Annotated in this window: 20 protein-coding genes; 10 read left to right on the top strand and 10 right to left on the bottom strand. The window is 71.3% G+C overall.

Going from position 1 to position 24,639, the window contains the following annotated elements:
* Positions 1-87: 87 nt before the first annotated feature.
* Together GT007_RS10430 and GT007_RS10435 are read right to left on the bottom strand one after the other, a co-directional pair.
* Positions 88-4,392, bottom strand: coding sequence for a CusA/CzcA family heavy metal efflux RND transporter (locus GT007_RS10430; RefSeq protein WP_160121544.1), 4,305 nt, complete (start codon positions 4,390-4,392; stop codon positions 88-90).
* A 3-nt stretch (positions 4,393-4,395) separates the two neighbouring features.
* A complete protein-coding gene (locus GT007_RS10435; protein WP_160121545.1) occupies positions 4,396-5,520 on the bottom strand; it encodes an efflux RND transporter periplasmic adaptor subunit in 1,125 nt (374 codons plus the stop codon).
* A gap of 270 nt (positions 5,521-5,790) precedes the next feature.
* On the opposite strand from GT007_RS10435, the gene GT007_RS10440 reads away from it, so the two are divergent.
* Positions 5,791-6,540: an SDR family NAD(P)-dependent oxidoreductase gene (locus GT007_RS10440; RefSeq protein ID WP_160121546.1), complete on the top strand. Its 750-nt coding sequence runs from the start codon at positions 5,791-5,793 to the stop codon at positions 6,538-6,540.
* A gap of 57 nt (positions 6,541-6,597) precedes the next feature.
* Here the strand turns inward: GT007_RS10440 and GT007_RS10445 are convergent, their stop codons facing one another.
* The 3 genes from GT007_RS10445 to GT007_RS10455 form a co-directional block, all read right to left on the bottom strand.
* A complete protein-coding gene (locus GT007_RS10445; protein ID WP_201451874.1) occupies positions 6,598-7,731 on the bottom strand; it encodes a DegT/DnrJ/EryC1/StrS family aminotransferase in 1,134 nt (377 codons plus the stop codon).
* Between the two features lie 12 nt (positions 7,732-7,743).
* Positions 7,744-8,733 carry an NAD-dependent epimerase/dehydratase family protein gene (locus tag GT007_RS10450; RefSeq protein WP_160121547.1) on the bottom strand — a complete coding sequence of 330 codons (990 nt, stop codon included), beginning with the start codon at positions 8,731-8,733 and terminating at the stop codon, positions 7,744-7,746.
* A 431-nt stretch (positions 8,734-9,164) separates the two neighbouring features.
* A complete protein-coding gene (locus tag GT007_RS10455; RefSeq protein WP_160121548.1) occupies positions 9,165-10,157 on the bottom strand; it encodes a Bug family tripartite tricarboxylate transporter substrate binding protein in 993 nt (330 codons plus the stop codon).
* 156 nt (positions 10,158-10,313) lie between these two features.
* Here GT007_RS10455 and hemP point away from each other — a divergent pair, with 156 nt between their 5' ends.
* The 7 genes from hemP to GT007_RS10490 all read left to right on the top strand — a co-directional run bounded on the left by hemP (position 10,314) and on the right by GT007_RS10490 (position 16,415).
* Positions 10,314-10,484, top strand: coding sequence for a hemin uptake protein HemP (gene hemP / locus GT007_RS22790; RefSeq protein WP_268894552.1), 171 nt, complete (start codon positions 10,314-10,316; stop codon positions 10,482-10,484).
* 108 nt (positions 10,485-10,592) lie between these two features.
* Positions 10,593-11,738: a hemin-degrading factor gene (locus GT007_RS10465; RefSeq protein ID WP_201451875.1), complete on the top strand. Its 1,146-nt coding sequence runs from the start codon at positions 10,593-10,595 to the stop codon at positions 11,736-11,738.
* Positions 11,738-12,613 (top strand): heme/hemin ABC transporter substrate-binding protein, encoded by an 876-nt coding sequence (locus tag GT007_RS10470; RefSeq protein WP_160121550.1) that lies wholly within the window; start codon positions 11,738-11,740, stop codon positions 12,611-12,613. The genes GT007_RS10465 and GT007_RS10470 overlap by 1 nt, the downstream gene beginning before the upstream one ends.
* Entirely contained in the window at positions 12,610-13,662 is a 1,053-nt protein-coding gene (locus tag GT007_RS10475) for a FecCD family ABC transporter permease (protein WP_160121551.1), read from the top strand. Before GT007_RS10470 ends, GT007_RS10475 begins: the two co-directional genes overlap by 4 nt.
* Positions 13,659-14,435 (top strand): heme ABC transporter ATP-binding protein, encoded by a 777-nt coding sequence (locus tag GT007_RS10480; protein ID WP_160121552.1) that lies wholly within the window; start codon positions 13,659-13,661, stop codon positions 14,433-14,435. The genes GT007_RS10475 and GT007_RS10480 overlap by 4 nt, the downstream gene beginning before the upstream one ends.
* Positions 14,436-14,673: 238 nt before the next feature.
* Positions 14,674-15,459, top strand: a complete 786-nt coding sequence (locus GT007_RS10485; protein ID WP_160121553.1) for an aldolase — start codon at positions 14,674-14,676, stop codon at positions 15,457-15,459.
* A 5-nt stretch (positions 15,460-15,464) separates the two neighbouring features.
* Positions 15,465-16,415: a Bug family tripartite tricarboxylate transporter substrate binding protein gene (locus GT007_RS10490; protein ID WP_160121554.1), complete on the top strand. Its 951-nt coding sequence runs from the start codon at positions 15,465-15,467 to the stop codon at positions 16,413-16,415.
* A gap of 39 nt (positions 16,416-16,454) precedes the next feature.
* Here the strand turns inward: GT007_RS10490 and GT007_RS10495 are convergent, their stop codons facing one another.
* From GT007_RS10495 to petA, 5 genes are all read right to left on the bottom strand, one after another.
* The gene (locus tag GT007_RS10495; protein WP_160121555.1) at positions 16,455-17,336 is read right to left on the bottom strand and encodes an S-methyl-5'-thioadenosine phosphorylase; all 882 of its coding nucleotides are present in this window, start codon (positions 17,334-17,336) and stop codon (positions 16,455-16,457) included.
* Positions 17,337-17,358: 22 nt separating this feature from the next.
* Positions 17,359-18,144 carry a hypothetical protein gene (locus tag GT007_RS10500; RefSeq protein ID WP_160121556.1) on the bottom strand — a complete coding sequence of 262 codons (786 nt, stop codon included), beginning with the start codon at positions 18,142-18,144 and terminating at the stop codon, positions 17,359-17,361.
* Between the two features lie 89 nt (positions 18,145-18,233).
* Positions 18,234-19,001 carry a cytochrome c1 gene (locus GT007_RS10505; protein ID WP_160121557.1) on the bottom strand — a complete coding sequence of 256 codons (768 nt, stop codon included), beginning with the start codon at positions 18,999-19,001 and terminating at the stop codon, positions 18,234-18,236.
* Positions 19,002-19,004: 3 nt separating this feature from the next.
* Positions 19,005-20,288, bottom strand: coding sequence for a cytochrome b (locus GT007_RS10510; protein ID WP_160121558.1), 1,284 nt, complete (start codon positions 20,286-20,288; stop codon positions 19,005-19,007).
* Between the two features lie 57 nt (positions 20,289-20,345).
* Positions 20,346-20,903 carry a ubiquinol-cytochrome c reductase iron-sulfur subunit gene (petA, locus tag GT007_RS10515; protein WP_160121559.1) on the bottom strand — a complete coding sequence of 186 codons (558 nt, stop codon included), beginning with the start codon at positions 20,901-20,903 and terminating at the stop codon, positions 20,346-20,348.
* Positions 20,904-21,074: 171 nt separating this feature from the next.
* Between petA and hemF the strand changes: the two genes are divergently transcribed.
* On the top strand, positions 21,075-21,965 hold the full coding sequence (hemF, locus tag GT007_RS10520) for an oxygen-dependent coproporphyrinogen oxidase (RefSeq protein ID WP_160121560.1): 891 nt from the start codon (positions 21,075-21,077) through the stop codon (positions 21,963-21,965).
* A gap of 103 nt (positions 21,966-22,068) precedes the next feature.
* Positions 22,069-24,273 (top strand): hybrid sensor histidine kinase/response regulator, encoded by a 2,205-nt coding sequence (locus GT007_RS10525; RefSeq protein WP_160121561.1) that lies wholly within the window; start codon positions 22,069-22,071, stop codon positions 24,271-24,273.
* Positions 24,274-24,639 lie beyond the last annotated feature (366 nt).

Raw genomic sequence — 24,639 nt, forward strand, 5'->3', positions numbered from 1 at the left:
GAACCGGCCGGCATCCTGCCACAGTTCCGGGGGGCTGAGGCCCCCCAGGGGTCACAGTTCCGGGGGACTGGCGCCCCCCGGCACTCATCACGGAACCGCGCCCAGCGCCTGGTTCAGCTGCGCGCGGGCGCGGTTGACGTTCACCGCCGCGCGCGCCTCCTCCACCTGCGCCTCCTGCTGCAGCTGCCGCACGCGGAACAGGTCGAAGGCCCCCGTCTCGCCGCTGCGGAAGGCGCGGCGGGCGATGCCCTCCTGCTCGTTCGCCACCGCCAGGCGCTGGCGGGCGATGCGCAGGTTGTTCTCCGCCACCCGCAGCCCGGTCTCGGCATAGCGCAGCCCGGCCTCCAGCAGGCGCTGGGATTGCGCGAGCTCGGCGGTGGCCCGCGTCACCTCGCTCTGCGCCTCCGCGCGGCGGGGCAGGTTGCGGGCCTCCGTGGCGAAGGGCAGGCGGAAGCGCAGGCCGATCGAGGTGTTGTCGTTCTGCCCGAACCCGCCCTCATAGCGGGTGAAGACGCCCAGCTCCGGATTCTCCCGCGGGGTGGCGGCGACCAGCCGGCCGCGCGCGTTCGCGGCCTCCAGCGCCGCGCGGGCGGCGGCCAGCTGCGGGTGGCGCGCCAGGCGGTCGCGCGGCAGGGGCGTCTCGGGCGGCAGAACGGGGCGCTGGCCGCCGGTCAGGGTGGCGTATTCGGCCTCCAGCTGGTCGGCGCGGGCATCGGTCTGGGCGAAGGTCAGCTCGGCGGCCAGGGTTTCGTTCTGGGCCAGCAGCGCCTCGGTGGGCGGCACGTCGCCCAGCTCGGCCCGGCGGCGCAGGTCGCGGGCGATGTCGCGGCTGGTCGCCAGGCGCAGGCGCGCCACCTCCGCCTCCCGCCGGGCCAGCGCGGCTTCCCAATGCGCGTCGCGCACCCGGCCGGCCACGGCCAGGCGGCGGGCGAGCACCCTGCCCTCCAGCGCCAGCACATCGGCGTTCACGCTCTCGGCCAGGGCGGTGCGCTGGCCGGGCAGCCAGATGGGCGCTGCCAGGTCGATCTCCACCTCCCGCGAGGGCTGACCGTTAGCCCCGCCGCCGCGCGTGCCGCTCAGCGCGGTGCCGGAGACGGAGGGCGGCCCCGCGAGCGCCGAGCGCGGCACGATGCCGCGCGCCACCGCCGCCTCCCGCTGGGCCAACAGGCCCCGCAGTTCCGCGTCCAGGTCCAGGGCGGCGGCGACGTGGGCGGCCAGCGTGCCCTGGCTTTGCGCCTGGGCCGCGCCCGCCCCCAGCAGCAGCGCGGCCAGCACCACTGCCGCCACCGGGGCGGGTTTCGGCGCCCGGGCGCGCGGCAGGGCGAAGCGCTCATATAATATGGGCAGCAGCAGCAGGGTCAGGGCCGTCGCCGTCACCAGCCCGCCGATCACCACCACCGCCAGCGGCTTCTGGATCTCGCTGCCCGGCCCGGTGGCGAACAGGAAGGGCACCAGCGCGAAGGCCGCGATGCAGGCCGTCAGCAGCACCGGCGTCATGCGCCGCCGCGCGCCCTCGCGCACCGCCTCGGAGAGGGTGAGCCCCTCCTCCGCGATCAGCCGGTTCACGGTGCTGATCAGCACCACGCCGTTCAGCACCGCGATGCCGATCAGCGTCAGGAAACCCACGGAAGCAGGCACGGAAATGAACTCCCCCGACAGATACAGGCCGAGCACGCCGCCGATCAGCGCGAAGGGCACGTTGCAGAACACCAGCGCCGCCTGCCGGACCGAGTTGAAGGTCAGGTACAGCAGCAGGAAGATCACGCCGAGCGCGAGCGGCACCACCATGGCCAGCCGGGCGGAGGCACGCTGCTGGTTCTCGAACTGCCCGCCCCAGACCAGCGAATAGCCGGGCGGCAGCTGCACGCGCTGGGCCACAGCCGCCCGCGCATCGGCCACGAAGCCCACCAGGTCCCGCCCGCACACGTTGGACAGCACGGTGGCGAAGCGCTCCACCTCCTCGCGGATCACCTGGATCGGGCCTTCCTCCTCCCGCACATCGGCCACCTGGCTGAGGGCGACGGTGCCGCCCCCTGGCAGGGCGATGGGCACGCGCGCGAGGTCCGCCGCGGAGCGCCGGTTCGCGTCCTCGCCGCGGATCAGCAGCGGGATGCGGCGATCGCCCTCCAGCACCACGCCCACATTGCGCCCATCGACCCACACCCTCAGCGCGTCCTGGATATCGGTGGCGTTCAGGCCGAAGCGGCCGGCGGCGAGGCGGTCGGGCTCCACCGTCAGGTATTTCATGCCGTCATTGCGCAGCGCGAACACGTCGGTGGAGCCGGGGATGGCGCGGATCGCCTCCGACACCTCCCGCGCCAGGCGGTTCAGTTCGGGGATCTCGGCGCCGAAGATCTTCACCACCACATCGCCGCGCGCGCCGATGATCATCTCCTGCACGCGCATGTCGATGGGCTGGGCGAAGGAGTAGGAAATGCCGGGAATGCCCTCCAGCACCTCGCGCAGCTGTTCCAGCAGCCAAGCGGAGCCGCCGGCCTGGCCCTCCGCGCGCCATTCCGCGCGCGGGCGCAGGTCGAGGAACATGTCGGTCTCGTTCAGCCCCACCGGGTCGATGCCCAGCTCGTCCGCGCCGCTGCGGGCCATGATGCCGCGCAATTCGGGCACGCGGGCCATCAGCTCGCGCTCGATCCGCAGGGAGGTCTGGGCCGATTCCTCCACCCCCATGGTGGCGTGGCTGCGGATGGTGATGACCGGGTTGCCCTCATCCATCGTGGGCATGAAGGTGCTGCCGAGCCGGCCGAAGGCCAGCACCGCCAGCACGGCCCCCACCAGCACCGCGCCGCCCACGGCCAGCGGCCGGCGCAGCGCCCATTCCAGCGCGGGGTCGTAGCCCCGGTGCAGCAGGCGCACCAGCCACGGGTCGCGCGTGCTGCCCTGGCGCAGGATGTACAGCCCCAGCACCGGCACCACCGTAATGGACAGCAGCAGCGCCGCGATCAGCGCGAAGGCAATGGTCAGCGCGACGGGGCCGAACAGCCGCCCCTCCAGCCCCTGCAGGGACAGCAGCGGCACGAACACCGCCACGATGATCAACACGCCCGAGACGAGCGGCACGATCACCTCGCGCACCGCCTCGTTCACGATGGCCAGCCGCCCCCGGAAATCGGGTTTGTTATGGGCGTGGTTCAGCTTGTGGGCGACGTTCTCGATCACGACCACGCCGCAATCCACCAGCAGGCCGATGGCGATGGCCAGCCCGCCGAGCGACATGATGTTGGCCGTCAGCCCATAGGCTTTCATAATGCCGAAGGTCGCCAGCACCGCCAGCGGCAGCAGCAGGCTGACCACTACCGCGGCGCGGATATTGCCCAGGAACAGCACCAGCAGCACCACCACCAGCACGATGGCCTCCAGCAGCACCTTCTGCACGGTCCAGACGGCCGCCCCGATCAGCTCCGACCGGTCATAGAAGAAGCGCACGCGCACGCCCTCGGGCAGGCGGCGCTCGATCTCGGGCAGGCGGGCGCGCACGCCATCCACCACGGTGCGGGCATTGGCGCCTTGCAGGCCCAGCACGGTGCCCCAGACCGCTTCGGTTTCGCCGTCGCGGGCCACCACGCCGTTGCGGGGCAGCGCGCCGAAGCGCACGTCGGCCACATCGCCCACCCGCACCACATTGCTGCCGCGCGCCAGCACGACGATACTTCGCACATCCTCCAGGCTGCGGATGCGGCCCTCGGCGCGCACCAGCAGCGCTTCCTCACCGTCGCGCACGCGGCCGGCGCCGTCATTGCGGTTGTTGCGCTCCAGCGCATCCTGCAATTGCTGGGTGGAGATGCCGCGCGCGGCCATGGCACCGGCGCTCGGCACCACCTCATAGGTGCGGACGAAGCCGCCCAGCACGTTCACATCCGCCACGCCCGGCACGCCGCGCAGGATGGGGCGCACCACCCAGTCCAGCAGGGTGCGGGCCTCGGTGGGGGTCGCGTTCTCGCCCTCCAGCGTGAACATCAGCATCTCGCCCAGCGGCGTGACGATGGGCGCGAGCCCGCCCTCCGCGCCATCGGGCAGGTCGTCCATGATCTGCGACAGGCGCTCATTCACCTGGGCGCGGGCCCAGAAGATGTCCACGCCCGGCTCGAACTGGAAGGTCATCAGCGCCACGGCATAGCGCGTGGTGGAGCGGATCTGCGCCAGGCGCGGAATGCCGCGCATCGCCACCTCCACCGGGGCGGTCACGCGGGCCTCCAGCTCCTCCGGCGTCAGGCCCGAGGCGCGGATGGAGACCAGCACCTGCGGCGGGGCCACATCCGGGAAGGCATCGATAGGCAGGTTGCGATAGGCATTGGCCCCCCAGACCGAGAGGGCCAGCGCCACGAGCACGACGATCAGGCGCTGGCGCAGGGCCAGCTCGACCAGCTTCAGCAGCATGGATCAGCCCTCATCCGCTTCGGAGAGCTCGGACAGCAGCGAGAGCACGCCGCGCACCACGATGCGCTCCCCGTTCTGGAACTCCGCGCGGATGGAGGTGGCCTGCGCCGTCTCGTTCAGCACCGTCACCGGGCGGGCGTGGAAGCCCACCCCGTTGCGCACGAACACCCAGCTGCGTTCGCGGTGGCGCACCACCGCCCCCGCCGGAACGCGCCACTGCCCGCCCGTGCCGCCCACCAGCTGCACGATGGCCGACAGCGCCTGGCCGGGGCGCAACTGCTCCACGCCCTGATGCACCTCGGCCACCGCCGTCACGGATTGGGTAGCGCTGTCGGCGCTGCGGCCGACCAGCAGGATGAAGCCCTCCGCCCCCTGGCTCGGCAGCAGCACACGGGCACGGGGCATGATGGCGTTGGCGCGCGCGATCGGCACCTGGATGTTCACCCACAGCGGCGAGAGATCCGCGATGGTCAGCATGGCCGCCGAGGCCGCCACGCGCTCACCGGCCGTGGCCGCCCGGTTCAGCACCACCCCGCTCATGGGCGCCGAGATCGCCAGGGCCGGCGAGATGCGGCGGGTGCGGCGCAGCTGCTCGATATCCCCCTGCGACATGCCGAGCAGCGCAAGCGCCTGGCCGCGTTCCTCCAGCGCGGCGGCGGCCCCCGCGGCTTCCGCGCGGGTCACCAGCAGGCGGCGCTCGGCGATCACGCGCTCCCGGAACAGCGTCTCGTCCCGGCGCAGGGATTCGGCGGCCAGGGCATCGGCGGTGACGGCCTGCAGGAACAGGCGCTGGGCCTCCACCAGCTCCGGGCTGCGCAGGCGGGCGATGGGCTGGCCCTCCCGCACGCGCTCATCGGGGGAGACGAGCAGGGCCTCGATCAGCCCGTTGGCCGGGGCCGCGACCACGCGCAGCTGCTGCGGCGGCACCACCACCTGGGCGGGCAGGATGATCTCGGCCTGGCCGTTCTCGGGCTCCGGGGCGGCCAGCTCGATGCCCGCGGGGCGGAACTGGCGTTCCTCCATGCGGATGGTGATTTCCCGCGCGGGCGGGGTGGGTTGGGCCAGGGCGGCGATGGGCAACAGCGTAGCGGCGCAGGCCAGCAGGCTGGCACGCAGGGCATGGGTCATTTTGTGCTCGTCCTCACAAGGCGGCTTTGAGATGCGGGGGCACGGCTCAGCCCCCTGCTCCGCGCCGCCACGCGGGTGCCAGCTCAACAGGCCCCGCCGCCGGACATGCGGATGGGGGCGAGCCGCCTTGCGACGGTCGTCAGCGCCGGCTGGCTCATTACTAATAGTTTAGAATTCGACAAGGTCAAGGTTGCGGCGCAGCAACGCGCGGGCTTTTCCCCGGCGCCAAGCTGCCCTACCCCTGCACCCAGCAGCATGCAGGAGCCTTCCATGATCGTTCTCATCACCGGTGCCACCGCGGGTTTCGGCCTGGCCATCGCCCGGGTTTTCGTGGCCGAGGGCGCGCGCGTGATCGCCACCGGCCGCCGGCAGGAACGGCTGGACGCGCTGGTGGCCGAGCTCGGCGCCGACAAGGTGCTGCCGCTGCGCTTCGACGTGCAGGACCGCCAGGCGACGCTGGCGGCGCTGGCCTCCATCCCCGATGCCTGGTCCGCCGTGGATGTGCTGGTGAACAACGCGGGCCTGGCCCTGGGGCTGGAGCCGGCGCAGGCCGCGAACCTGGATGACTGGGACCAGATGGTGGACACCAACATCAAGGGCCTGCTGACCATGACCCGCGCCATGCTGCCGGGCATGATCGCGCGCGGGCGCGGCCACATCATCAACCTGGGCAGCACGGCGGGCGAATTCCCCTATCCGGGCGGCAACACCTATGGCGCGACGAAAGCCTTCGTGCGGCAATTCAGCCTGAACCTGCGCGCGGACCTGTTCGGCACGCCCATCCGCGTGACGGAAGTGGAACCGGGCCTGGTGGGCGGCACGGAATTCAGCTCCGTCCGCTTCAAGGGCGACGACGCCAAGGCGGCCTCCGTCTACGACGGCACCAACGCGCTAACGCCGGAAGACGTGGCGGAGACCGTGCGCTGGGCCGCGATGCTGCCGGAACGGGTGAACATCAACATCGTGCAGATGATGCCGGTGACGCAGAGCTTCGCCGGGCTGAAAGTGCATAAGGGGTGAGAGGTGGGGGCGTTGCCCCCGGAGCCGGACGGAGGCCCCCGCGATGGGGGCGCCGCCTTAAAGCCCGCGCAGCGCCCCGCACACCTGCTCGATCTGCGCCTCGGTCAGTTCCGGGTACATCGGCAGGCTGAACACCTCATGCGCCGCCCGGCTGGTCTCCCCGCAGCCGGCGGGCCCCAGCGTGATGCGCCCGGCATAGGCCGACTGCTCATGCACCGGCACCGAGTAATGGATGCCCGTGCCCACGCCCTGGGCCTTCAGCGCCGCCATCACCGCCGTGCGCTCCGGCGAGCGCAGCACGTATTGGTGGAACACATGCTCCGCCCCCTGCCGCCGCACGGGCGGCGCGATGGAGGTGCCGGCGAGGGCCGCGTCATAGGCATCGGCGATGGCGCGGCGGCGGGCGTTGCCGGCATCCAGATGCGGCAGCTTCACGCGCAGGATGGCCGCCTGCACCTCATCCAGCCGGCTGTTCACGCCGATCAGGGAGGAGATGTATCGCTCCCGCCAGCCATACTGGCGGATGGCGGCGATGCGGTCGGCCAGTTCGTGGTCGGGGGTGGAGAGCACCCCGCCATCGCCCAGCGCGCCCAGATTCTTGGTGGGATACAGGCTGTAGGCGGCGGCGTGGCCGATGGTGCCGATCATGCGGCCATGCAGCCGCGCGCCATGGGCCTGGGCGCAATCCTCGATCAGCGGCACGCCCGCCTTGGCACAGGCGGCCAGCATCGGCCCCAGGTCGCAGGGCTGGCCATAGATGTGCACGGCGATGACGGCGCGGATGGGCGGGATGCCCGGCGGCGGGTCCTCCAGCACGGCGGCCAGCTCATCGGGGTCCATGGTGTAGGTATCGGGGTCGATGTCGAGCAGCAGGGGCGTGGCGCCCGCCATCTCGATCGCGGCCACGGTGGCGACGGCGGTGTGGGAGACGGTGACGACCGTCGCCCCCTCCCCGATGCCCATGCCGCGCAGGATCAGCGCGATGGCGTCCGTGCCGTTGGCGCAGCCGACGGCGCGCTGGCCCTCGCCCAGCCATTCGGCGTATTCGCGCTCGAAGGCCGCACCCTCCTGGCCCAGGATGTACCAGCCGGAGGCCAGCGCGCGGGCGACCGCGGCGTCGATCTCGGGCTTCAGGGCGCGGTAGCCGGCCCCGGGGTCGGCCTGGGCGATCATCGAAACCGTGGCGTTCATGGCCTCATCCCCTCACAGGTAGTCCGGCAGGCGTTCACGATACCAGTCGAGCGTCAGGCGCAAACCCTCATCGAGGGAAATCTTGGGCGCCCAGCCCGTGGCGTGGCGGAAGGCATGGTCGTCGGCGTGATAGCTGCCGATGTCGATCGGCGCGCGGTCGGCCGGGAATTCCTTGGTGCCGAAGCTGCCCTGCCCGCCATTGGCCGCGATCACCAGCTCCGCCAGCTCCAGCAGGGACACCGGGGGCGCGCCGCCCAGGTTGAAGACCTGGCCGTTCACCTCGGGCTTGTCGGCGGATTCGGCGGCCATCAGGAAGGCGTTGGTCACGTCGTCCACATAGGCCAGGTCGCGCAGCTGGGCGCCGCCCCACACCTCGAAGGGCTCGTTCTCCAGCAGGCGCCGCACCCAGATGCCCAGGAAGGTCTGCTTGGCGTCGCGGATCCGCAGGCGCGGCCCGTAGCAGTTGGTCAACCGCAGGGAGACGACCGGGCGGTGATGCACGCGCGATTCCAGCAGCCAGTACTGCTCGCCCGCCCATTTGGACACGCCGTTCGCGTCCGGCGGGTTCACCGGGTGCATCTCATTCACCGGCAGATACAGCGGCCGGCCATAGAACTGGCGGGTGGAGGCATGCACCACCCGGGCCGTCGGCGCGGCCTCCCGCATCACCTGGATCAGCCGCACCTGGGAGACAGCGTTGATGTTGATGTCCGCCACCGGGTCCTTCTGCCCGCCCATATGGCTGGTCTGGGCGGCCAGGTTGAACAGCACCTCCGTGTCCTTGCACAGGGAATGCAGCTCCATGTCGCGCAAATCCCCGCGCACCAGCATCACCCCCGCGCCGTCGAGGTTGCGGGGGTTGGCGCCGCCTTCCTCGAACATCGCGTCGATGGCCGTGACGCGGGCGCCGAGCGCGGCCAGCGCATGGCACAGGTTGGCGCCGAGGAAGCCGGCACCACCCGTGACGACGACGCGGCGGTTCTTCCACCAGGAAGCGTTCATGCGTGCGGGTCCTGGATCGGAGAGATGGAGAGAATGTCAGGCATGGGCATCACCGGGCTTTAGCACTGTCAGGCTCGCGCTCAAATGCGGCATGGCTCGGGTGGGATAATGGCGTTTTGGTGGGATGGAGCGGCGAGGCGGGGGCCTTGCCCCCGGAGACCCCCGCGCAGGGGCGCCGCCCCTGCACCCCGCCAGGACCGTAGCGGCCCTGGACCCCGAGCAATTGGCGCCGCATCCTGAAAACGCGCTTCTTATTGATATTTATAATATAATTGGCGCCTTACCCGCCGGGACAGGCGCCAGACCGATGGGTTCCAAGGGCCTTTCGGCCCCTGGGGTGTGGGGCTTCGCCCCACGGCTTGGGGCGGGGATGCAAGGGGCAGAGCCCCTTGCGGGGGGGCTCCGGGGGGGGGCAAGGCCCCCCGCTCCCTTCACCGTTCCAGCCGCACCCCGGTGCGTGCCACCACCTCCCGGTATTTCGCCACTTCCGACACCATGAAATCCCGCGTGGTTTCCGGCGAGTTCTCCCCGGGCCAGATTGTCACCCCCGTTTGCAGGAAGCGCTCGGCCAGTGCCGGTTCCGCCACGGCCGCCACCAGCGCCCGGTTCAGCCGGTCCACCAGGGGGCGCGGCATGCCGGGCGGGCCCACGATCATGTTCCAGGTCGTCATCTCGAAGCCCGGCAGGGCGCCTTCGGCCAGTGAGGGCAGTTCGGGAAAGCTGGGGAAGCGTTCGCGGCTGGTCACCGCCAGGCCGCGCACCATGCCGCCGCGGATCTGGGCGGCGGCGCTCGCCAGCACGGCGATGCCGAATTCGCCCTCCCCCTGGTGGATGGCCGTCAGCATCAACCCACCGGAGCGGTAGGGCACATGGGTGAAGCGGGTGCCGAGCTGGTTCGCCAGCATCTCCACCGCCAGATGCGGGATGGAACCGACGCCGGAGGTGGCATAGGCGATCTCCTCCGGCCGGGCGGCGCGCAGGCGGGCGATGGCGGCGGTGGCGTCGGCGGCGGGGAAGCGCGGGTTGGCGATCAGCACCAGCGGCGCGGTGCCGATCATGGCGATCTGGGTGAAATCCGCCACGGGGTCGAAGCTGGTGCCGCCTTGCAGCGCCGCGGGCGCGATGGCGTGGGAGGACACCTCGATCAGCATCAGCGTGTGCCCGTCGGGCGGCTGCCGGCGCAGCCAGTCCGACGCGACGGTGCCGGAGGCGCCGGGCCGGTTTTCCACCACCATGCGCGTGCCCGCGCCGATGTGATGGGCGAAGCGTTCCGACACCAGCCGCGCCGCGATGTCGGTGGAGCCGCCGGGGGCATAGCCGGTGACCAGGGTGATGGGCCGGTCGGTCAGGTTCTGCGCGGGCGCGGGTTGGGGCAGCAGCGCGGCCGCGCACAGCGCGAGCCCCGCCGCGAGGGAGCGGAACATAGGGACATCCTCCGGTTTTCTTGATGAGCATTGTTCCCGGGGCTGGCGGGGTTGCGCAAGTGCGGATGCGAATCGCTATTGCGAGTCATTCGCAATTAAGCTACCCATCCGGTCATGGAACACGAACCCGCCCGACCGATTCCGACACGCCTGTCCTTGCGGACTCCCCTGGGCTCCTCCAGGGCGCCAGCCGCCATCGTCCGCCCCCTGCTGCGCCTGGACGCCGAAGTGCTGTTCCGCGCCGGACCGGAGGTGGAGATCCTCCATGCCGGAGAGGTGTACCGCCTGCGCCGCACACGGCTGGGCAAGCTGATCCTGACCAAGTAGCGCAACCGCGCCCCCGCACGCGCCAGCCAGCCGGGAGGCATCCCCGCCCGCCAGCGCCCGCCGCCCGGAACACCGGCGCTGCCGCGCCGGCAGGGCGGCCCGGCGGCCATGGCTTCCTCCTCCTCCGCCCTTGAGGCCATGGCCGCCGATGCCGCCCCGCCCGCCCGGCGGGCGGAATGCCTGCCCGTTCTCCCCTCGACCGAGGAACCCGCCATGACGACCTTCGACGATCTGCGCCAGCGCCACGCGGCGCTCGCGGCCGGCCCCAGGCCCCCGCGCGCGCGTGAGGCCGCGCGCCTGCTGCACACCACCGAGGCCGCGCTGCTGGCCAGCGGCGCGCTGGGTGAGACCATGCCCCTACGCCCGGAATGGGCCGCGCTGGTGGGGGCCTTCCCCACGCTCGGCCGCATCATGGCACTCACGCGCAACGACCACGCGGTGCATGAGCGCCAGGGCCGGTTCCAGGATGTCTCCACCGGGCCCGGCCATATCCTGGTGCTGGGGCCGGATATCGACCTGCGCATGTTCCCCAGGCGCTGGAAGCACGCCTTCGCCCTCGGCGGCACGCGCCCCTCGATCCAGATCTTCAGCGCGGATGGGGAGGCGGTGCACAAGGTCTATGCCACCGAGGACACCGACCGCGCCGCCTGGGCGCGGCTGGTGCGGGAATTCGCGGCGACGCCCGAGACATCCCCGCCCCTGGCGCCCGTGCCGGTGGAGCCCCCCGCCCCGGACGGGCTGGTGGACGCCAAGGCCCTGCGGCAGGACTGGCTTTCCCTGCAGGATACGCACGACTTCTTCCCGCTGCTGCGCCGGCACAAGGCCAGCCGCCGCCAGGCCTTCCGCCTGGCGGGCGCGGATCTTGCCATGCCCCTGGCCCCCGGCGCGGCGGCGGCCTTGCTGGAGGCCTCGGCGGCCGCCGCCACCCCCATCATGTGCTTCGTGGGCAATCGCGGGAACATCCAGATCCACACCGGCCCGGTGCGGAAGCTGCTGCGCACCGGGGAATGGTTCAACGTGCTGGATGCGGATTTCAACCTGCACCTGCACGAACCCGGCATCGCCGAGGCCTGGCGCGTGGTGAAGCCCACCGCCGATGGCGCCGTGACCAGCATCGAGCTGCTGGACGCGGCGGGCGAGGTGATCGCCCTGTTCTTCGGCGCCCGCAAGCCCGGCGTGCCGGAGCTGCAATCCTGGCGCGAGGTGGTGGGCGATGTGGCCCATCGCCACGCCCTGGCCGGGCAGGCGGCGTGATGCTGCGCCGGGCCCTGCTGGCCACGCCGTTCCTGGCCTCCGCGGCATCAGCCATGACCGGCGCGCGGGTGGTGGTGGCGGGCGGCGGCGTGGCCGAGATCGTCTGCGCCCTGGGCGCCCGCCCGGCGCTGGTGGCCGCCGACAGCACCTGCCTGTTTCCCTCGGCGCTCACGCGGCTGCCGCAGCTGGGCTATCTGCGCAGCCTGTCGGCGGAGGGCGTGCTCTCCCTGCGGCCCGAACTGCTGCTGCTGGCCCATGATGCCGGGCCGCCGCAGGTGGTGGCGCAGCTGGCCGCCGCCGCCGGGCCGCGCCTGCGCCAGGTGCCACGCATCGAGGGCGAGGCCAGCCTGCGCCAGGCCGTGGCCCTGCTGGCCGAGGCGCTGGAGGAACCCGCCGCCGGGGCCGCGCTGGCCGCCGCCATCGCCGAGGATTTCCGCACCCTGGCCGCCATCGTGCCCCGGGATTCCGCCCCGCGCGCGCTGTTCCTGCTGGGCGGCGGCAATGGCGCGCCCATGGCCGCCGGCCGCAACACCGCCGCCGAGGCGATCCTGCGCCTGGCGGGCGTGCGCAACGTCATCACCGGCTACGACAATTACCGCCCGATCTCGGCCGAGGCGGCGCTCGCCGCGAACCCGGACTGGATCGTGGCCCCCAGCCATGCACTGGAGGCTGTGGGCGGTGCCCAGGCGCTGCTGGCCTCCCCGCAGCTGGCCATGCTGCCGGCGGCGCGCGCCGGGCGGCTGTTCACCGCCGACAGCGCCTACATGCTCGGCTTCGGCCCCCGCACCGCCCATGCGGCGCGGGACATGGCGGCCGCCTTGCATGCACGCCCGCTGCCCGCCCTGCCGGACCGCCCCTGGCTGCACGATTCATGAGCGAGCGGCTGATCGCGCTGCTGGCGCCCCGCCGGATTCCGGTGCCGATGGCGCTGGGGCTGCTGCTGGCCGGGGCGGTGCTGGTGTTCCTGCTGGCCCTGGCGGTGGGGGCGGTGCGCATCCCGCCCGCCCGCATCCTGGCCGCGCTGCTCGACCCCGCCGGCACGGCGCTGGAAAGCGGCGTGGTGTGGAACCTGCGCCTGCCGCGCACGCTGCTGGCGGCCCTGACAGGCGCCGTGCTGGGGCTGTCGGGCGCGGTGATGCAGGGGCTGTTCCGCAACCCGCTGGCCGACCCCGGGCTGCTGGGCGTTTCGGCCGGCGGCGCGCTGGGGGCGGTGGGGATGATCGTGGTGGGGCTGTCGCTGCTGCCCGCCCCGCTGCGCCCCTATGCGGTGGCGTTCGCGGCCTTTCTGGCGGCGTTGCTGGCCACCGGGCTGGTGCTGCGCCTGGCCACGCTGAACGGGCGGGTGCATGTCGCCTCCATGCTGCTGGCGGGCATCGTGATGAACGCCTTCGCGGGGGCGGGCACCTCTGCCTTCGTCTACGCGGCCTCCGACCTGCAGCTGCGGGACGTGATGTTCTGGACCATGGGCAGCTTCTCCGGCGCCAGCTGGGGGCGGCTGGGGGCGGCGGCGCTGTCCGCCCTGCCGCTGCTGCTGGCCGCGCCCTTCCTGGCGCGCGGGCTGGATGCGCTGATCCTGGGTGAGCGCGAGGCCTCCACCCTGGGCATCGGGCTGGAGGGGATGAAGCGCCTGTGTGTGCTGCTGGTGGCGCTCGCCGTGGGCGGGGCCGTGGCGGCGGCGGGCATGATCGGCTTCGTCGGCATCGTGGCGCCGCACCTGGTGCGCCTGGCGCGCGGGGCGCGGCATGGCTGGGTGCTGCCAGCCTCCGCCCTGGCGGGTGCCATGCTGATGATGGCGGCCGATGCCTTCGCCCGCATCGTGGTCGCCCCGGCCGAACTGCCCATCGGCCTGGTGTCGGCGCTGCTCGGCGCGCCGGTTTTCCTGTGGTTGCTGCTGCGCCAGCGCGCGGCATTGGAGGGTACATGATCGAACTCGATGACCTGCGGCTGGTCCGCGGCGGCCGGCTGGTGCTGGATATCCCGGAACTCCGGGTCTCCGCGGGCCGAGTGCTGGGCATATTGGGGCCGAACGGGGCGGGCAAATCCACCCTGCTGGCGGCCCTGGCCGGGGAGCTGCGCCCCGCCGCCGGGCAGGTGCGCTTCGGCGGCCGCCCCATCCAGGGCTGGCGCCCGCCCGAACTGGCCCGCCACCGCGCCGTGCTGCCGCAGGCCAGCCAGCTCGGCCTGCCGCTGTCGGTGACGGAGGTGGTGGCGCTCGGCCGCATCCCCTGGGCCGGGATCGAAGACCAGGAACAGCACTGGGACGCGATCGCGGAGGGGCTGGCCGTTGCCTCCGCCGCGCATCTGGCGCGCAGGCCCTATGGCGCGCTGTCGGGTGGGGAGCAGCAGCGGGTGCAATTGGCGCGCGTGCTGGCGCAGCTGCACGGCGCCCCCCCGCGTGAGACGGCGCTGATGCTGGACGAACCCACCGCCAGCCTCGACCTGCCGCACCAGCACGCCATCCTGGCCGCCGCGCGCTGCCGGGCGATGGAGGGGGCGGCGGTGATGCTGGTGCTGCATGATGTGGGGCTGGCCGCGCGCTACTGCGACGAGGTGCTGATCCTGGGGCAAGGCAGGGCGGTGGCCCAGGGCCCGGCGCCGCTGGTGCTGACGGCGGAGGCGATCAGCAGCGCCTACGGCATGGCGGTGCGCCGGCTGCCTGACCCGGAGGGGCGGGAAGTGGTGTTCGTGCCGGCCTGATTGACGCAGGGGGCACCAGCCACCCCGCACCCGCGCGCCTAGACCAGGAAGGTTGAGGAGGCTTCGGCGCGCGGGCATCGGGCAGCGCGTAGTGGCTGCCATCCGGGGTTGGTAGGCCACGGGAGAGTGCCTCGTGGTGACACCATCTCTACGCCCCGCCCGGGTACCTGTGTGCTGCCGAATGTGACGAAGCGTGAACCGGCTTGCGGCACGCCCGGCCCCGTGCAGGATGCGCGCCATGGCACACGCATTCGAAGCCCCCGCCCCCGCGATCCTGCGCAACTCCGAGCTGGACGCCGCCGCCGTGCGGCAGGCCCGCATCGACCTCGCCGCCTGCTTCCGCATGGCCGCGAAGCTCGGCATGCATGAAGGCATCTGCAATCACTTCTCGGCCATGGTGCCGGGGCGTGACGACCTGATGCTGGTGAACCCCTATGGCTATGCCTTCGCGGAGATGACGGCCTCCCGCCTGCTCATCACCGATCTGGAGGGGCGCGTGGTCGCCGGCCAGGGCGTGCCGGAGGCGACGGCCTTCTTCATCCATGCCCGGCTGCACCTGAAGAACCCGCGCGCCAAGGCCGCCTTCCACACCCACATGCCCTATGCCACGTCGCTTGCGATGCTGGAGGGCCCGCCGCTGGTCTGGGCCGGCCAGACGGCGCTGAAATTCTACGGCCGCACCGTGGTGGACGAGAACTACAACGGCCTCGCCCTCGATTCCGCCGAGGGCGACCGCATCGCGGCCTCCATGGGCGAGGCCGATGTGGTGTTCATGAAGAACCATGGCGTGATGGTCGTCGGCCCCTCCATCGCGGAGGCCTGGGACGACCTGTATTACCTGGAGCGCGCGGCGCAGGCCCAGTGCCTGGCCATGAGCACCGGCCGGCCGCTGAAGCCCGTGCCGCATGAGCTGGCGCAGAAGACCTATGAGCAGATGCGCGGCGAGGATTCGGAAAGCGCGCGCCTGCATCTTGAGAGCATCAAGCGCATCCTGATGGCGGAAGCGCCCCAATTCGCGGAGTGATCTGAATGTTGCTGTCCCGTCGTATGCTGGCGGTGCTGCCCCTGGCGGCCCCGGCGCTGGCCCATGCCCAGTCCCGCACCATCCGCGTGGTGGTGCCCTATTCCCCCGGCGGCCAGTCCGACACGGTGATGCGCCTGATCCAGCCGCGCATGAGCGAGGTGCTGGGCCAGACCATCGTGGTGGAGAACCGCCCGGGCGGGGGCGGCACCATCGGTGCCGGCGTGGTGGCAGGCGCCGCACCTGATGGCACCACCCTGCTGTTCGAAAGCTATGGCTTCATCGTGCAGCCGCTGATCCAGAAGGGCCTGCCCTATCATCATGAGACGGCTTTCACCGCCGTGGGCCAAGCGGTCGAGCTGCCCTATGTGCTGGTGGTGAAGCGCGACTTCCCCGCGCGCGACCTGGCCGGCTACCTGCAACAGGCGCGGGAGAAGCAGGGCATTCCCTTCGGCTCCCCCGGCATCGGTTCCATCGGGCATCTGGCGGGGGCGCTGCTGGCCCACCGCGCGGGCGTGACGCTGGAACACGTGCCGTATCGCGGTGGCTCCGATGTCGCGCGGGACCTGGTGGGGGGCAATCTGGACAGCGCCATCTCCTCCGCCAACTCCCTGCGGCCGCTGGTGGTCGAGGGGCGGGCCCATGGCATCGCGCTGACCAGCGGCACGCGGCGGGGGACGCTGTCCAACCTGCCGACCATCGCGGAATCGGGCTTCCCCGGCTTCGACTTCACCAGCTGGAACGGCATGTTCGCGCCGGCCGCCACACCCGCCGCGACGATCGCGCGGCTGAACGAGGCGATGCGCGCCGCGACCAGTGACCCCGCGGTGCGGGAACGGCTGTCGGCCAGCGGCAACGACCCGGTCTCCGCCCCCGCGGAGGAATTCGCCGCGCTGGTGGCGCGGGACCGGGAGGTGGTGAAAAACCTGGTACGGGAAACGCGGCTGACGCTGGAATAGGAGCAGAGAGGGGAAGGCGCCGCCTTCCCCAACCCGCCTTCAGCGCAGGACCCGGCCCGCCACCGCGTCCAGCTTCGCGATCAGTTCCGGGTCGCGCCGTTCCGGCGCGGTGATGATCGCGTGGTCCAGCGCATTGTTGCACCCGGCCTCGCAGGGGCCGCGCGGCTTGCCCAGCGCCGGCACCACGGCCTTCACCAGGGCGCGCGCCTTGTCGGCATTGCCCAGCAGCACCTTCACCACCTGGTCCACGGTGACGGCGTCGTGCTCCTCGTGCCAGCAGTCGTAATCGGTGACCATGGCGACGGAGGCGTAGCAAAGCTCCGCCTCGCGGGCGAGCTTGGCCTCGGGCATGTTGGTCATGCCGATCACGGAGCAGCCCCACTGGCGGTACAGGTTGCTCTCGGCCTGGGTCGAGAACTGCGGCCCTTCCATCACCAGATAGGTGCCGCCGCGCGTCATCGGCAGGCCGAGGTCGCGGCCGGCGGTCTCGATCGCGTCCGACAGGCGCGGGCAGGTCGGGTGCGCGACGGAGACATGGGCCACGCAGCCGGTGCCGAAGAAGGACTTCTCCCGCGCGAAGGTGCGGTCGATGAACTGGTCCACGATCACGAAGTGACCGGGGGGCAGTTCCTCCTTGAGCGATCCCACGGCGGACAGCGAGATGATCTCGGTCACGCCCGAACGCTTCAGCGCGTCGATGTTGGCGCGGAAGTTCAGGGCGGAGGGCGGCGTGGGATGGCCGCGGCCGTGGCGGGGCAGGAACACGCATTTCACGCCATGCAGCCGGCCGAACAGCAGCGCGTCGGACGGCTCACCCCAGGGGGTGTGGACGTGGCGCCATTCGCGCTCCTCCAGCCCGTCGATGTCATACAGGCCGGAACCGCCGATCAGGCCGATCACGGGCTCGAAGGTGTCGCTCATGGAAACTCCGCCGGGCAAGGATTCAGGGTGTGGCTGCCCGATACAGCATGGCGCCGATGGGCACCATCCGGCCAATGGCATGGCTGGTGAAGGCTGAGACGCCAGCGCGGACCGCCGCCAGGGCCTCGGGCGGTGGCAGGTCCGGGCCCATGCCGCGCAGCAGGGCCGCGGCGTGGCGAACCGCCAGCGCGCGCGTCGTTTCGATGATCGTTTGAAGACGCCCATCGGCGGCCAGCGGGGCGAGCCGCTCCTCGGCAATGCCCAGCAGATCGGGCCAGAGCGCCAGGTGGCGGTACAGGCTGGCCAGGATGCGCCCGCCATCGGTGGCGCCCAGCAGGTTCAGGCGCAGCACGCGCTCCCTGATCTCGGGCGCCAGGCTGTCCAGGGCCGGCAGCGGCGGCAGGGCGGGGCCGGGCGGCGAGGGCGGGCGCGGGGTCAGCGCGGCGGGGCTGGGCCGCGCGCCGTCCAGCCGCAGCAGCAGGGCGCTCAGCGCCAGCAGGTTCAGGCTGTTGCCGGTATCGTAGCTGGCCATGACGTCGCGCGCCGGCCCGGGGGCGGCGAAGGGCGCCAGTTCCGGCAGGTCGAGCGCCGCGCGCAGGGCCGCCGCCTGCTCCTCCACCGCGCCCGAGGCATAAAGTGGCCGCAACGCGCCCCAGGCGGCCGGCAGGGCGCCGGGGATGGTGGCCAGGTGGCGCCAGATCAGGTTCACCAGCGCCACGCCGGTGGTGGCGCGCAGGTCGGCGAAAATGGCGGCGGTTTCGCCCCGGGCCTCGGCCTCGGTGACTGCGGGCACCGGCTCTGCGGCCATGATGCGTTTCCCCCGGACAGCAAAAAGGCCCGGGGTTGCCCCCGGGCCCTCAACGCTACCATCCGCCCGCGGCGGAAAGGAAGCCGCTGTCAGTGCAGGTTGGCCCACACCTTGCGCTTCACGCCATAGGCGATGAAGCCGGCGACCGCCAGGAACACCAGCACGCGGATGCCCATGCGCTTGCGGGTCTCCATCTCGGGCTCGGCGGCCCAGGAGAGGAAGGTGGCCACATCGCGGGCCATCTGGTCCACGTTGTTGGGCGTGCCGTCCGCGAATTCCACGGCGCCGTCGTTCAGCGGCGCCGCCATGGCGATCTGCCCACCCGGGAAATACGGGTTGTAGTTCATGCCCTGGCCGAGCGTCACACCCGCCGGCGGCTCATGATAGCCGGTCAGCAGGGAGTAGATGTAGTTGGCGCCGCCATGGCGGGCCTTCGTGATCACCGACAGGTCGGGCGGCAGCGCGCCGTTGTTGGCGGCGCGGGCGGCGTTGTCGTTGGCGAAGGGGCGATGGAAGCGATCGGACAGGCGGCCCGGGCGCTGGAACATCTGGCCTTCGTCGTTCGGGCCGTCCGTCACCTCGACGGAGGCCGCGACGGCGCGCGCCTGGTCCTCGGACAAGCCAATGTCGAGCAGGTTGCGGTAGCTCAGCAGCCGCAGGGAGTGGCAGTTGGCGCACACCCCGGCATAGACCGCGAAGCCGCGCTGCAGGGCGGCGCGATCGAAGGTGCCGAAGGCCCCGTCGAAGGAGAAGTGGCCGTTGCGCAGGGCGTGCTCGCCCTCACCGGCGGCCTGGGGGGCCGCCACGGGGGCGACCAGGGCGGCGACGACGGCGAAGGCCTTGAGGAAACGCTTCATGGTTCAGGCCTTCTCCATCGGCTTGGCAGCGGCGCCACCGGGCACCGGGCCGGCACCGGCGGCCTTCGGGCCCAGCACCGCGGCGGCGATGCTCTCGGGCAGCTTCAGCGGCTTCTCCAGGCGGCCCAGCACCGGCAGCACCACCAGGAAGTAGCCGAAGTAATAGGCGGTGGCGACGCGGCTGAGGGTCACGAAGGGCTCCTCAGGCGGCTTGCCGCCGCACCACATCAGCACGAAGAACGCGATGACCCACAGGAAGAAGAAGATGCGCGCCACCGGGCGGAACTTCATCGACCGCACCTTGGAGGTGTCGAGCCAGGGCAGCACGAACAGCACCAGGATGGAGCCGAACATCAGCAGCACGCCGCCCAGCTTGTCCGGCACCGCGCGCAGGATCGCGTAGAAGGGCAGGAAGTACCATTCCGGCACGATGTGCGCGGGGGTGCTCAGCGGGTTCGCCGGGATGTAGTTGTCCGGGTGGCCCAGATAGTTCGGCGCGTAGAACACCAGCACCGCGAAGACCATCAGGTAGACGATGATGCCGACCGTGTCCTTCGTCGTGTAGTACGGGTGGAACGGGATGGTGTCCTGCGGGCCCTTGGGCTCGATGCCCAGCGGGTTGTTGGAACCCGTGATGTGCAGGGCGGCCACATGCAGGAACACCACGCCGAAGATCACGAAGGGCAGCAAGTAGTGCAGGCTGAAGAAGCGGTTCAGCGTGGGATTGTCCACGGAGAAGCCGCCCCAGAGCAGCGTGACGATGTGCTGGCCGACGACCGGGAAGGCGCTGAACAGGTTGGTGATCACGGTGGCGCCCCAGAAGGACATCTGGCCCCAGGGCAGCACGTAGCCCATGAAGCCCGTGGCCATCATGAGCAGGAAGATCACCACGCCCAGGATCCACAGCAGCTCACGCGGGGCCTTGTAAGACCCGTAGTAGAGGCCGCGATAGATATGGACGAAGACCACGATGAAGAACATCGAGGCGCCGTTCATGTGAACATAGCGGATGAGCCAGCCATAGTTCACGTCGCGCATGATGCGCTCCACGCTGTCGAAGGCCAGCGAGGTGTGGGCGGCGTAGTTCATCGCCAGGAAGATACCCGTGGCGATCATGATCAGCAGGTTGATCATGGCCAACGCGCCGAAATTCCAGAAGTAGTTGAAATTCCGGGGGGTGGGGAAGCTCCCGTATTCCTTCTCCATCATGGTGAAGACGGGCATGCGCTCGTCCACCCAACGGATCACGGGGTTCTTCATTTCGCTCTTGTGCAGGCCGATCGCCATGGTGCGGTCCCTGTGGCTAGCGGATCGAGGGAAGGGAGAGGGTCATGCTGTGCCCCTTCACCCGACGCGGATCTGCGTGTCGCTGAGGAAGGTATAGGTGGGAACCACCAGGTTCGCCGGCGCCGGGCCTTTGCGGATGCGGCCCGAGGTATCGTAGTGGCTGCCGTGGCAGGGGCAGAACCAGCCGTGGTAGTCGCCCTTCACGTCCGTGGGCTTCTGGCCCAGCGGCACGCAGCCCAGATGGGTGCAGACGCCCACCAGGATCAGCCAGTTGTCGCGCTGCACGCGGGACTGGTCGGTGGCGGGGTCCTTCAGCTCGGCCAGCGGCACTTCGCGGGCCATCTGGATTTCCTCGGCCGTGCGGTTGCGCACGAACACGGGCTTGCCGCGCCACATCACCGTCACGGCCATGCCGGTCTGCACCGAACCGATATCGACCTCGGTGCTCGCCAGCGCCAGGGTGTCCTGCGCGGGGTTCATGGAGGAAATGAAAGGCCAGGCGATCGCGCCCACGCCCACGGCGCCGAAGGCCGTGGCGGTTAGCTTGAGGAAGTCCCGCTTTCCAGGCTCCGGCTGGGTGCCCGCCGCTGCCGCATGGGTTGCCGTTTCGGCCATCGCCACATCCCGCTCTGCTATTCCGGCGCCTTGTGACGGGCGCCTTGAGGTGTCGCGTCAGAGAGCGGGCGCACGCCTTCGCGGCTGCACCATCACCCCTTCCGCCGCATTGCGTATAAAGCGTGTATCCCCAGGGTGACAACCGCCCGCGCCGGACCCACAAGGCACAATATGATGGATGCCCCGCAACATGCCCCGGAACACCCCTTGGCCGGCCCGGCCCGGCATTGGTTCGAGACCCTGCGCGACCGCCTCTGCGCCGCCTTCGAATCGATAGAGGACGAGCTGGCCTCCGGCCCGCACGCCGCCCTGCCCCCCGGCCGCTTCACCCGCACCCCCTGGACCCGGCCCGAGGGCGGCGGCGGCGTGATGTCCGTCATACGCGGGCGGGTGTTCGAGAAGGTGGGGGTCAATGTCTCCACCGTGTTCGGCGAATTCACCCCCGATTTCCGCAAGCAGATCCCCGGTGCCGAGCAGGACCCGCGCTTCATGGCGACCGGGGTGTCGCTGGTGGCGCACATGCGCAGCCCCCGCGTGCCGGCCGCCCATTTCAACACCCGATTCATCCTGACCAGCCGCGCCTGGTTCGGCGGCGGCGGCGACATCACACCCATGGACCACGCCGCCCCCCACAGCCTGGAGGACGCGGCGGACTTCCACGCGGCCTTCCGCGCCGCCTGCGACCGGCACGACCCCGCCTACTACCCGCGCTTCAAGGCCTGGTGCGACGAGTATTTCTACCTGCCGCATCGCCAGGAACCCCGCGGTCTGGGCGGCATCTTCTACGACTGGCTGGGCGACCGCACCCCGGGCCATGGGGCGGAGGCCGATTTCGCCTTCACCAAGGACGTGGGCCTCGCCTTCCTCGGATCCTATCCGGCCATCATCCGCCGCCGCATGCACGAACCCTGGACCGAGGCCGAGCGCGCCCACCAGCTGATGCGCCGTGGCCGCTATGTCGAATTCAACCTGCTGCATGACCGCGGCACGCTGTTCGGCCTGCGCACCGGGGGCAATGTGGAGGCGATCCTGATGAGCATGCCCCCGGAAGTGACCTGGTAGGCCACATGTGGTGGTTGTCGCGCGGCACAGTTGTGTTGAACCCGGGCGCCACGGCGCCTAACTTGCGCGTCTTCACAGAAGAGTGTGGTCGAACCCGTCTGGGATGAACCATCTGCGCGACATCCGGTCCGCCCTGCCGCATCTGCAGGAGGAGGCGCGCTTCAGGCCCGAAGCACCCTCCGCGCAGGACAGCCCGCCGCCCCGCCTCCGCTTCGCCGCGGTCTGGCCGGTGCTGGTGCTGCTGCCGCTCGCCATCTATGCCGTGGTGCTGCTGCTGCTCATCCGCTCCCTGCAATCGGAGGATCTGAGCAGCCAGGTGAACGACACCGCCCATGCCGCCGCCGCCGCCGTGCGGGCGGAGCTGACGGGCAGCCTGGACCTGCTGGATCAGCTCGCGGCCTCCAGCGCGCTCGACCGCGCGGATTTCGAGGGTTTCCGCATCGAGGCCGCGCGGCTGGCCCGGGCCAAGCCCGGCTGGCAGACCATCACCCTGTCCGACCGGGAACGCGACGTGCTGGACCTGCGCGCCGGCGTGCTGGAGGCCCCGCCCCCCATCGCCGACGTGGCCACCTTCGAGCGCGTGATCTCCACCGGCCGCCGCGCCGTGGGGCCGCTGCGGGGGGAAATCCTGACCCTGCGCGTGCCGGTGCAGCGGGATGGGCGGGTGCGCGGCAGCCTGGCCGCCACCCTGCCGCTGGCCAGCCTGGCGCCGCTGACCCAGCACCCGCGCCTGCCACCCGGCTGGCTCATCACCATCACCGATGCCCAGTTCAACATCGTCGCGCGCTCCCCGGGCGGCACGCAGCGGCTGGGGGCGCCGGCGGGGGCGGAGTACGAACGCCTGGCCAGCGCCTCCGCCTTCGAGCTGCGGCGCATGTCCCTGCCCGGCGGCGGCCAAGCGCTGGTGGGCATCGTGGCCCTGCCCGAGATCCAGTGGTCGGTGGGCGTGTGGGTGCCATCGGGCATCGCGCAGGCGCCGCTCTGGCCGCTCAGGCTCGTGCTGGCGCTGGGGGGCGTGTGGGCACTGGCCACCGCCCTGCTGCTGGGCGCCTGGATGCTGCGCCGCGCCCGCCGCGTTGCCGAGGCCGAGGCCGGCCGCCTGACCGCCGAGGCCGCCCGCGCCGCCGAGAACGACCGCCGCAAATCCGATTTCCTGACGACGATGAGCCACGAGCTGCGCACGCCGCTGACCGGCATCATCGGCTTCACCGACCTGCTCGCCTCCTCCCCCCTCAGTCAGCAGCAACGCCAATGGGTGGAGCAGCAGCGCCGCGCCGGCACCGCCCTGCTGACCCTGGTGGGAGAGGTGCTGGACCTGTCGCGCATCGAGGAAGGCGCGGTCGAGCTGGAGCACATCCCCTTCGACCTGCCGGCCACCCTGCACGACTGCCTGAACCTGATGCGCCCGGTGGCCGAGAAGAAGAAGCTCGGCCTGCATGCCGTGATGCACCCCGCCCTGCCGCTGAGCGCGCTGGGGGACCCGCTGCGCCTGCGCCAGATCATCAACAACCTGCTCTCCAATGCCATCCGCTTCACCCGGGTGGGCGAGGTACGGCTGGAAGCGGCGGCCGAGCCCCTGCGCGACGGGCGCGTGACGCTGGTGGTCACGGTGGCCGATACCGGCATCGGCATCGCGCCCGAGAAGCTGCACCAGGTCTTCGACCGCTTCCGCCAGGCCGAGGCCTCCACCCAGCGCGAGCATGGCGGCTCGGGCCTCGGCCTCGCGATCTGCCAGCGGCTGGTGCAGGCGATGGGCGGGACCATCCGCGCCGAAAGCACGCCCGGGCTGGGCAGCCGCTTCACCTTCCGCATCCCGCTCTCGGTGCCACCGCGCCCGGAACCCCAGCCCGCCTCCACGCGCCGCGTGGCCGAGCTGCCGCCCGAACCGCGCGGCCTGCGCCTGCTGGTGGCCGAGGACGTGCTGCCCAACCAGGCCCTGCTGCGCGCGGTGCTGGAGGGCGGCGGGCATAAGGTGGACATCGTCTCCGACGGACAGCAGGCGGCGGAGCTGGCCGCGCGCAACCACTACGACCTCGGCATCCTGGACATCCGCATGCCGGTGATGGACGGCTTCACCGCCGCGCGGGCCATCCGCGCCCTGCCCGCACCCTGGAACACGCTGCCGCTGATCGCGCTGACCGCCGACATCACGGAAGCGGTGCAGAACGAGGCGATGGCCGCGGGCTTCGGCTCCATCATGCCCAAGCCGTTCGAGGCGCTGGCACTGCTGGACGCGGTGGCCGAACAGGCGCGCGCGCCGGCCCCGGCCAGCTACGTGCTGCACCCGGCGGGGAAGGACAAGGGCTGAGACGGACGGGCGGTCAGGCCCCGGTCAGGGGCTCCGCCCCCGGCACCCCCGCCAGGACCGTGCTCGGTCCTGGACCTAGATCAGTTTGGTGCTGATCCTGAAAAGGTTTTTCCCATTGATTTTTATCATGAAAATGGCGCCCCGCCTGCCAGGATCAGGCGCCAATTCCTGGGTTCCAAGGGCCTTTCGGCCTTTGGCGGGTGTCCAGAGGGCAGAGCCCTCTGGTGGGGGTCCGGGGGCTGTTCAGACCGGACACATCCCTGACTGATGTTCGGAGAGATGGTTGACGGTTTTTGGGTGAGAGTTTCGCGGGAGCGGAGCGATGCCCTGGAAGCCTGTATCGATCATGGACAGTCGCCGAGAGTT

The sequence above is a fragment of the Rhodovarius lipocyclicus genome (assembly GCF_009900765.1).
GTDB classification, from domain to species: domain Bacteria; phylum Pseudomonadota; class Alphaproteobacteria; order Acetobacterales; family Acetobacteraceae; genus Rhodovarius; species Rhodovarius lipocyclicus.

What these genes read in the sequence shown, in the direction of transcription:
- GT007_RS10430 (WP_160121544.1), bottom strand. Translation starts at nt 4,392, where the DNA reads ATGCTGCTGAAGCTGGTCGAGCTGGCCCTGCGCCAGCGCCTGATCGTC.
- GT007_RS10435 (WP_160121545.1), bottom strand. Translation starts at nt 5,520, where the DNA reads ATGACCCATGCCCTGCGTGCCAGCCTGCTGGCCTGCGCCGCTACGCTG.
- GT007_RS10440 (WP_160121546.1), top strand. Translation starts at nt 5,791, where the DNA reads ATGATCGTTCTCATCACCGGTGCCACCGCGGGTTTCGGCCTGGCCATC.
- GT007_RS10445 (WP_201451874.1), bottom strand. Translation starts at nt 7,731, where the DNA reads ATGAACGCCACGGTTTCGATGATCGCCCAGGCCGACCCCGGGGCCGGC.
- GT007_RS10450 (WP_160121547.1), bottom strand. Translation starts at nt 8,733, where the DNA reads ATGAACGCTTCCTGGTGGAAGAACCGCCGCGTCGTCGTCACGGGTGGT.
- GT007_RS10455 (WP_160121548.1), bottom strand. Translation starts at nt 10,157, where the DNA reads ATGTTCCGCTCCCTCGCGGCGGGGCTCGCGCTGTGCGCGGCCGCGCTG.
- GT007_RS10465 (WP_201451875.1), top strand. Translation starts at nt 10,593, where the DNA reads ATGGCTTCCTCCTCCTCCGCCCTTGAGGCCATGGCCGCCGATGCCGCC.
- GT007_RS10470 (WP_160121550.1), top strand. Translation starts at nt 11,738, where the DNA reads ATGCTGCGCCGGGCCCTGCTGGCCACGCCGTTCCTGGCCTCCGCGGCA.
- GT007_RS10475 (WP_160121551.1), top strand. Translation starts at nt 12,610, where the DNA reads ATGAGCGAGCGGCTGATCGCGCTGCTGGCGCCCCGCCGGATTCCGGTG.
- GT007_RS10480 (WP_160121552.1), top strand. Translation starts at nt 13,659, where the DNA reads ATGATCGAACTCGATGACCTGCGGCTGGTCCGCGGCGGCCGGCTGGTG.
- GT007_RS10485 (WP_160121553.1), top strand. Translation starts at nt 14,674, where the DNA reads ATGGCACACGCATTCGAAGCCCCCGCCCCCGCGATCCTGCGCAACTCC.
- GT007_RS10490 (WP_160121554.1), top strand. Translation starts at nt 15,465, where the DNA reads ATGTTGCTGTCCCGTCGTATGCTGGCGGTGCTGCCCCTGGCGGCCCCG.
- GT007_RS10495 (WP_160121555.1), bottom strand. Translation starts at nt 17,336, where the DNA reads ATGAGCGACACCTTCGAGCCCGTGATCGGCCTGATCGGCGGTTCCGGC.
- GT007_RS10500 (WP_160121556.1), bottom strand. Translation starts at nt 18,144, where the DNA reads ATGGCCGCAGAGCCGGTGCCCGCAGTCACCGAGGCCGAGGCCCGGGGC.
- GT007_RS10505 (WP_160121557.1), bottom strand. Translation starts at nt 19,001, where the DNA reads ATGAAGCGTTTCCTCAAGGCCTTCGCCGTCGTCGCCGCCCTGGTCGCC.
- GT007_RS10510 (WP_160121558.1), bottom strand. Translation starts at nt 20,288, where the DNA reads ATGGCGATCGGCCTGCACAAGAGCGAAATGAAGAACCCCGTGATCCGT.
- petA (WP_160121559.1), bottom strand. Translation starts at nt 20,903, where the DNA reads ATGGCCGAAACGGCAACCCATGCGGCAGCGGCGGGCACCCAGCCGGAG.
- hemF (WP_160121560.1), top strand. Translation starts at nt 21,075, where the DNA reads ATGATGGATGCCCCGCAACATGCCCCGGAACACCCCTTGGCCGGCCCG.
- GT007_RS10525 (WP_160121561.1), top strand. Translation starts at nt 22,069, where the DNA reads ATGAACCATCTGCGCGACATCCGGTCCGCCCTGCCGCATCTGCAGGAG.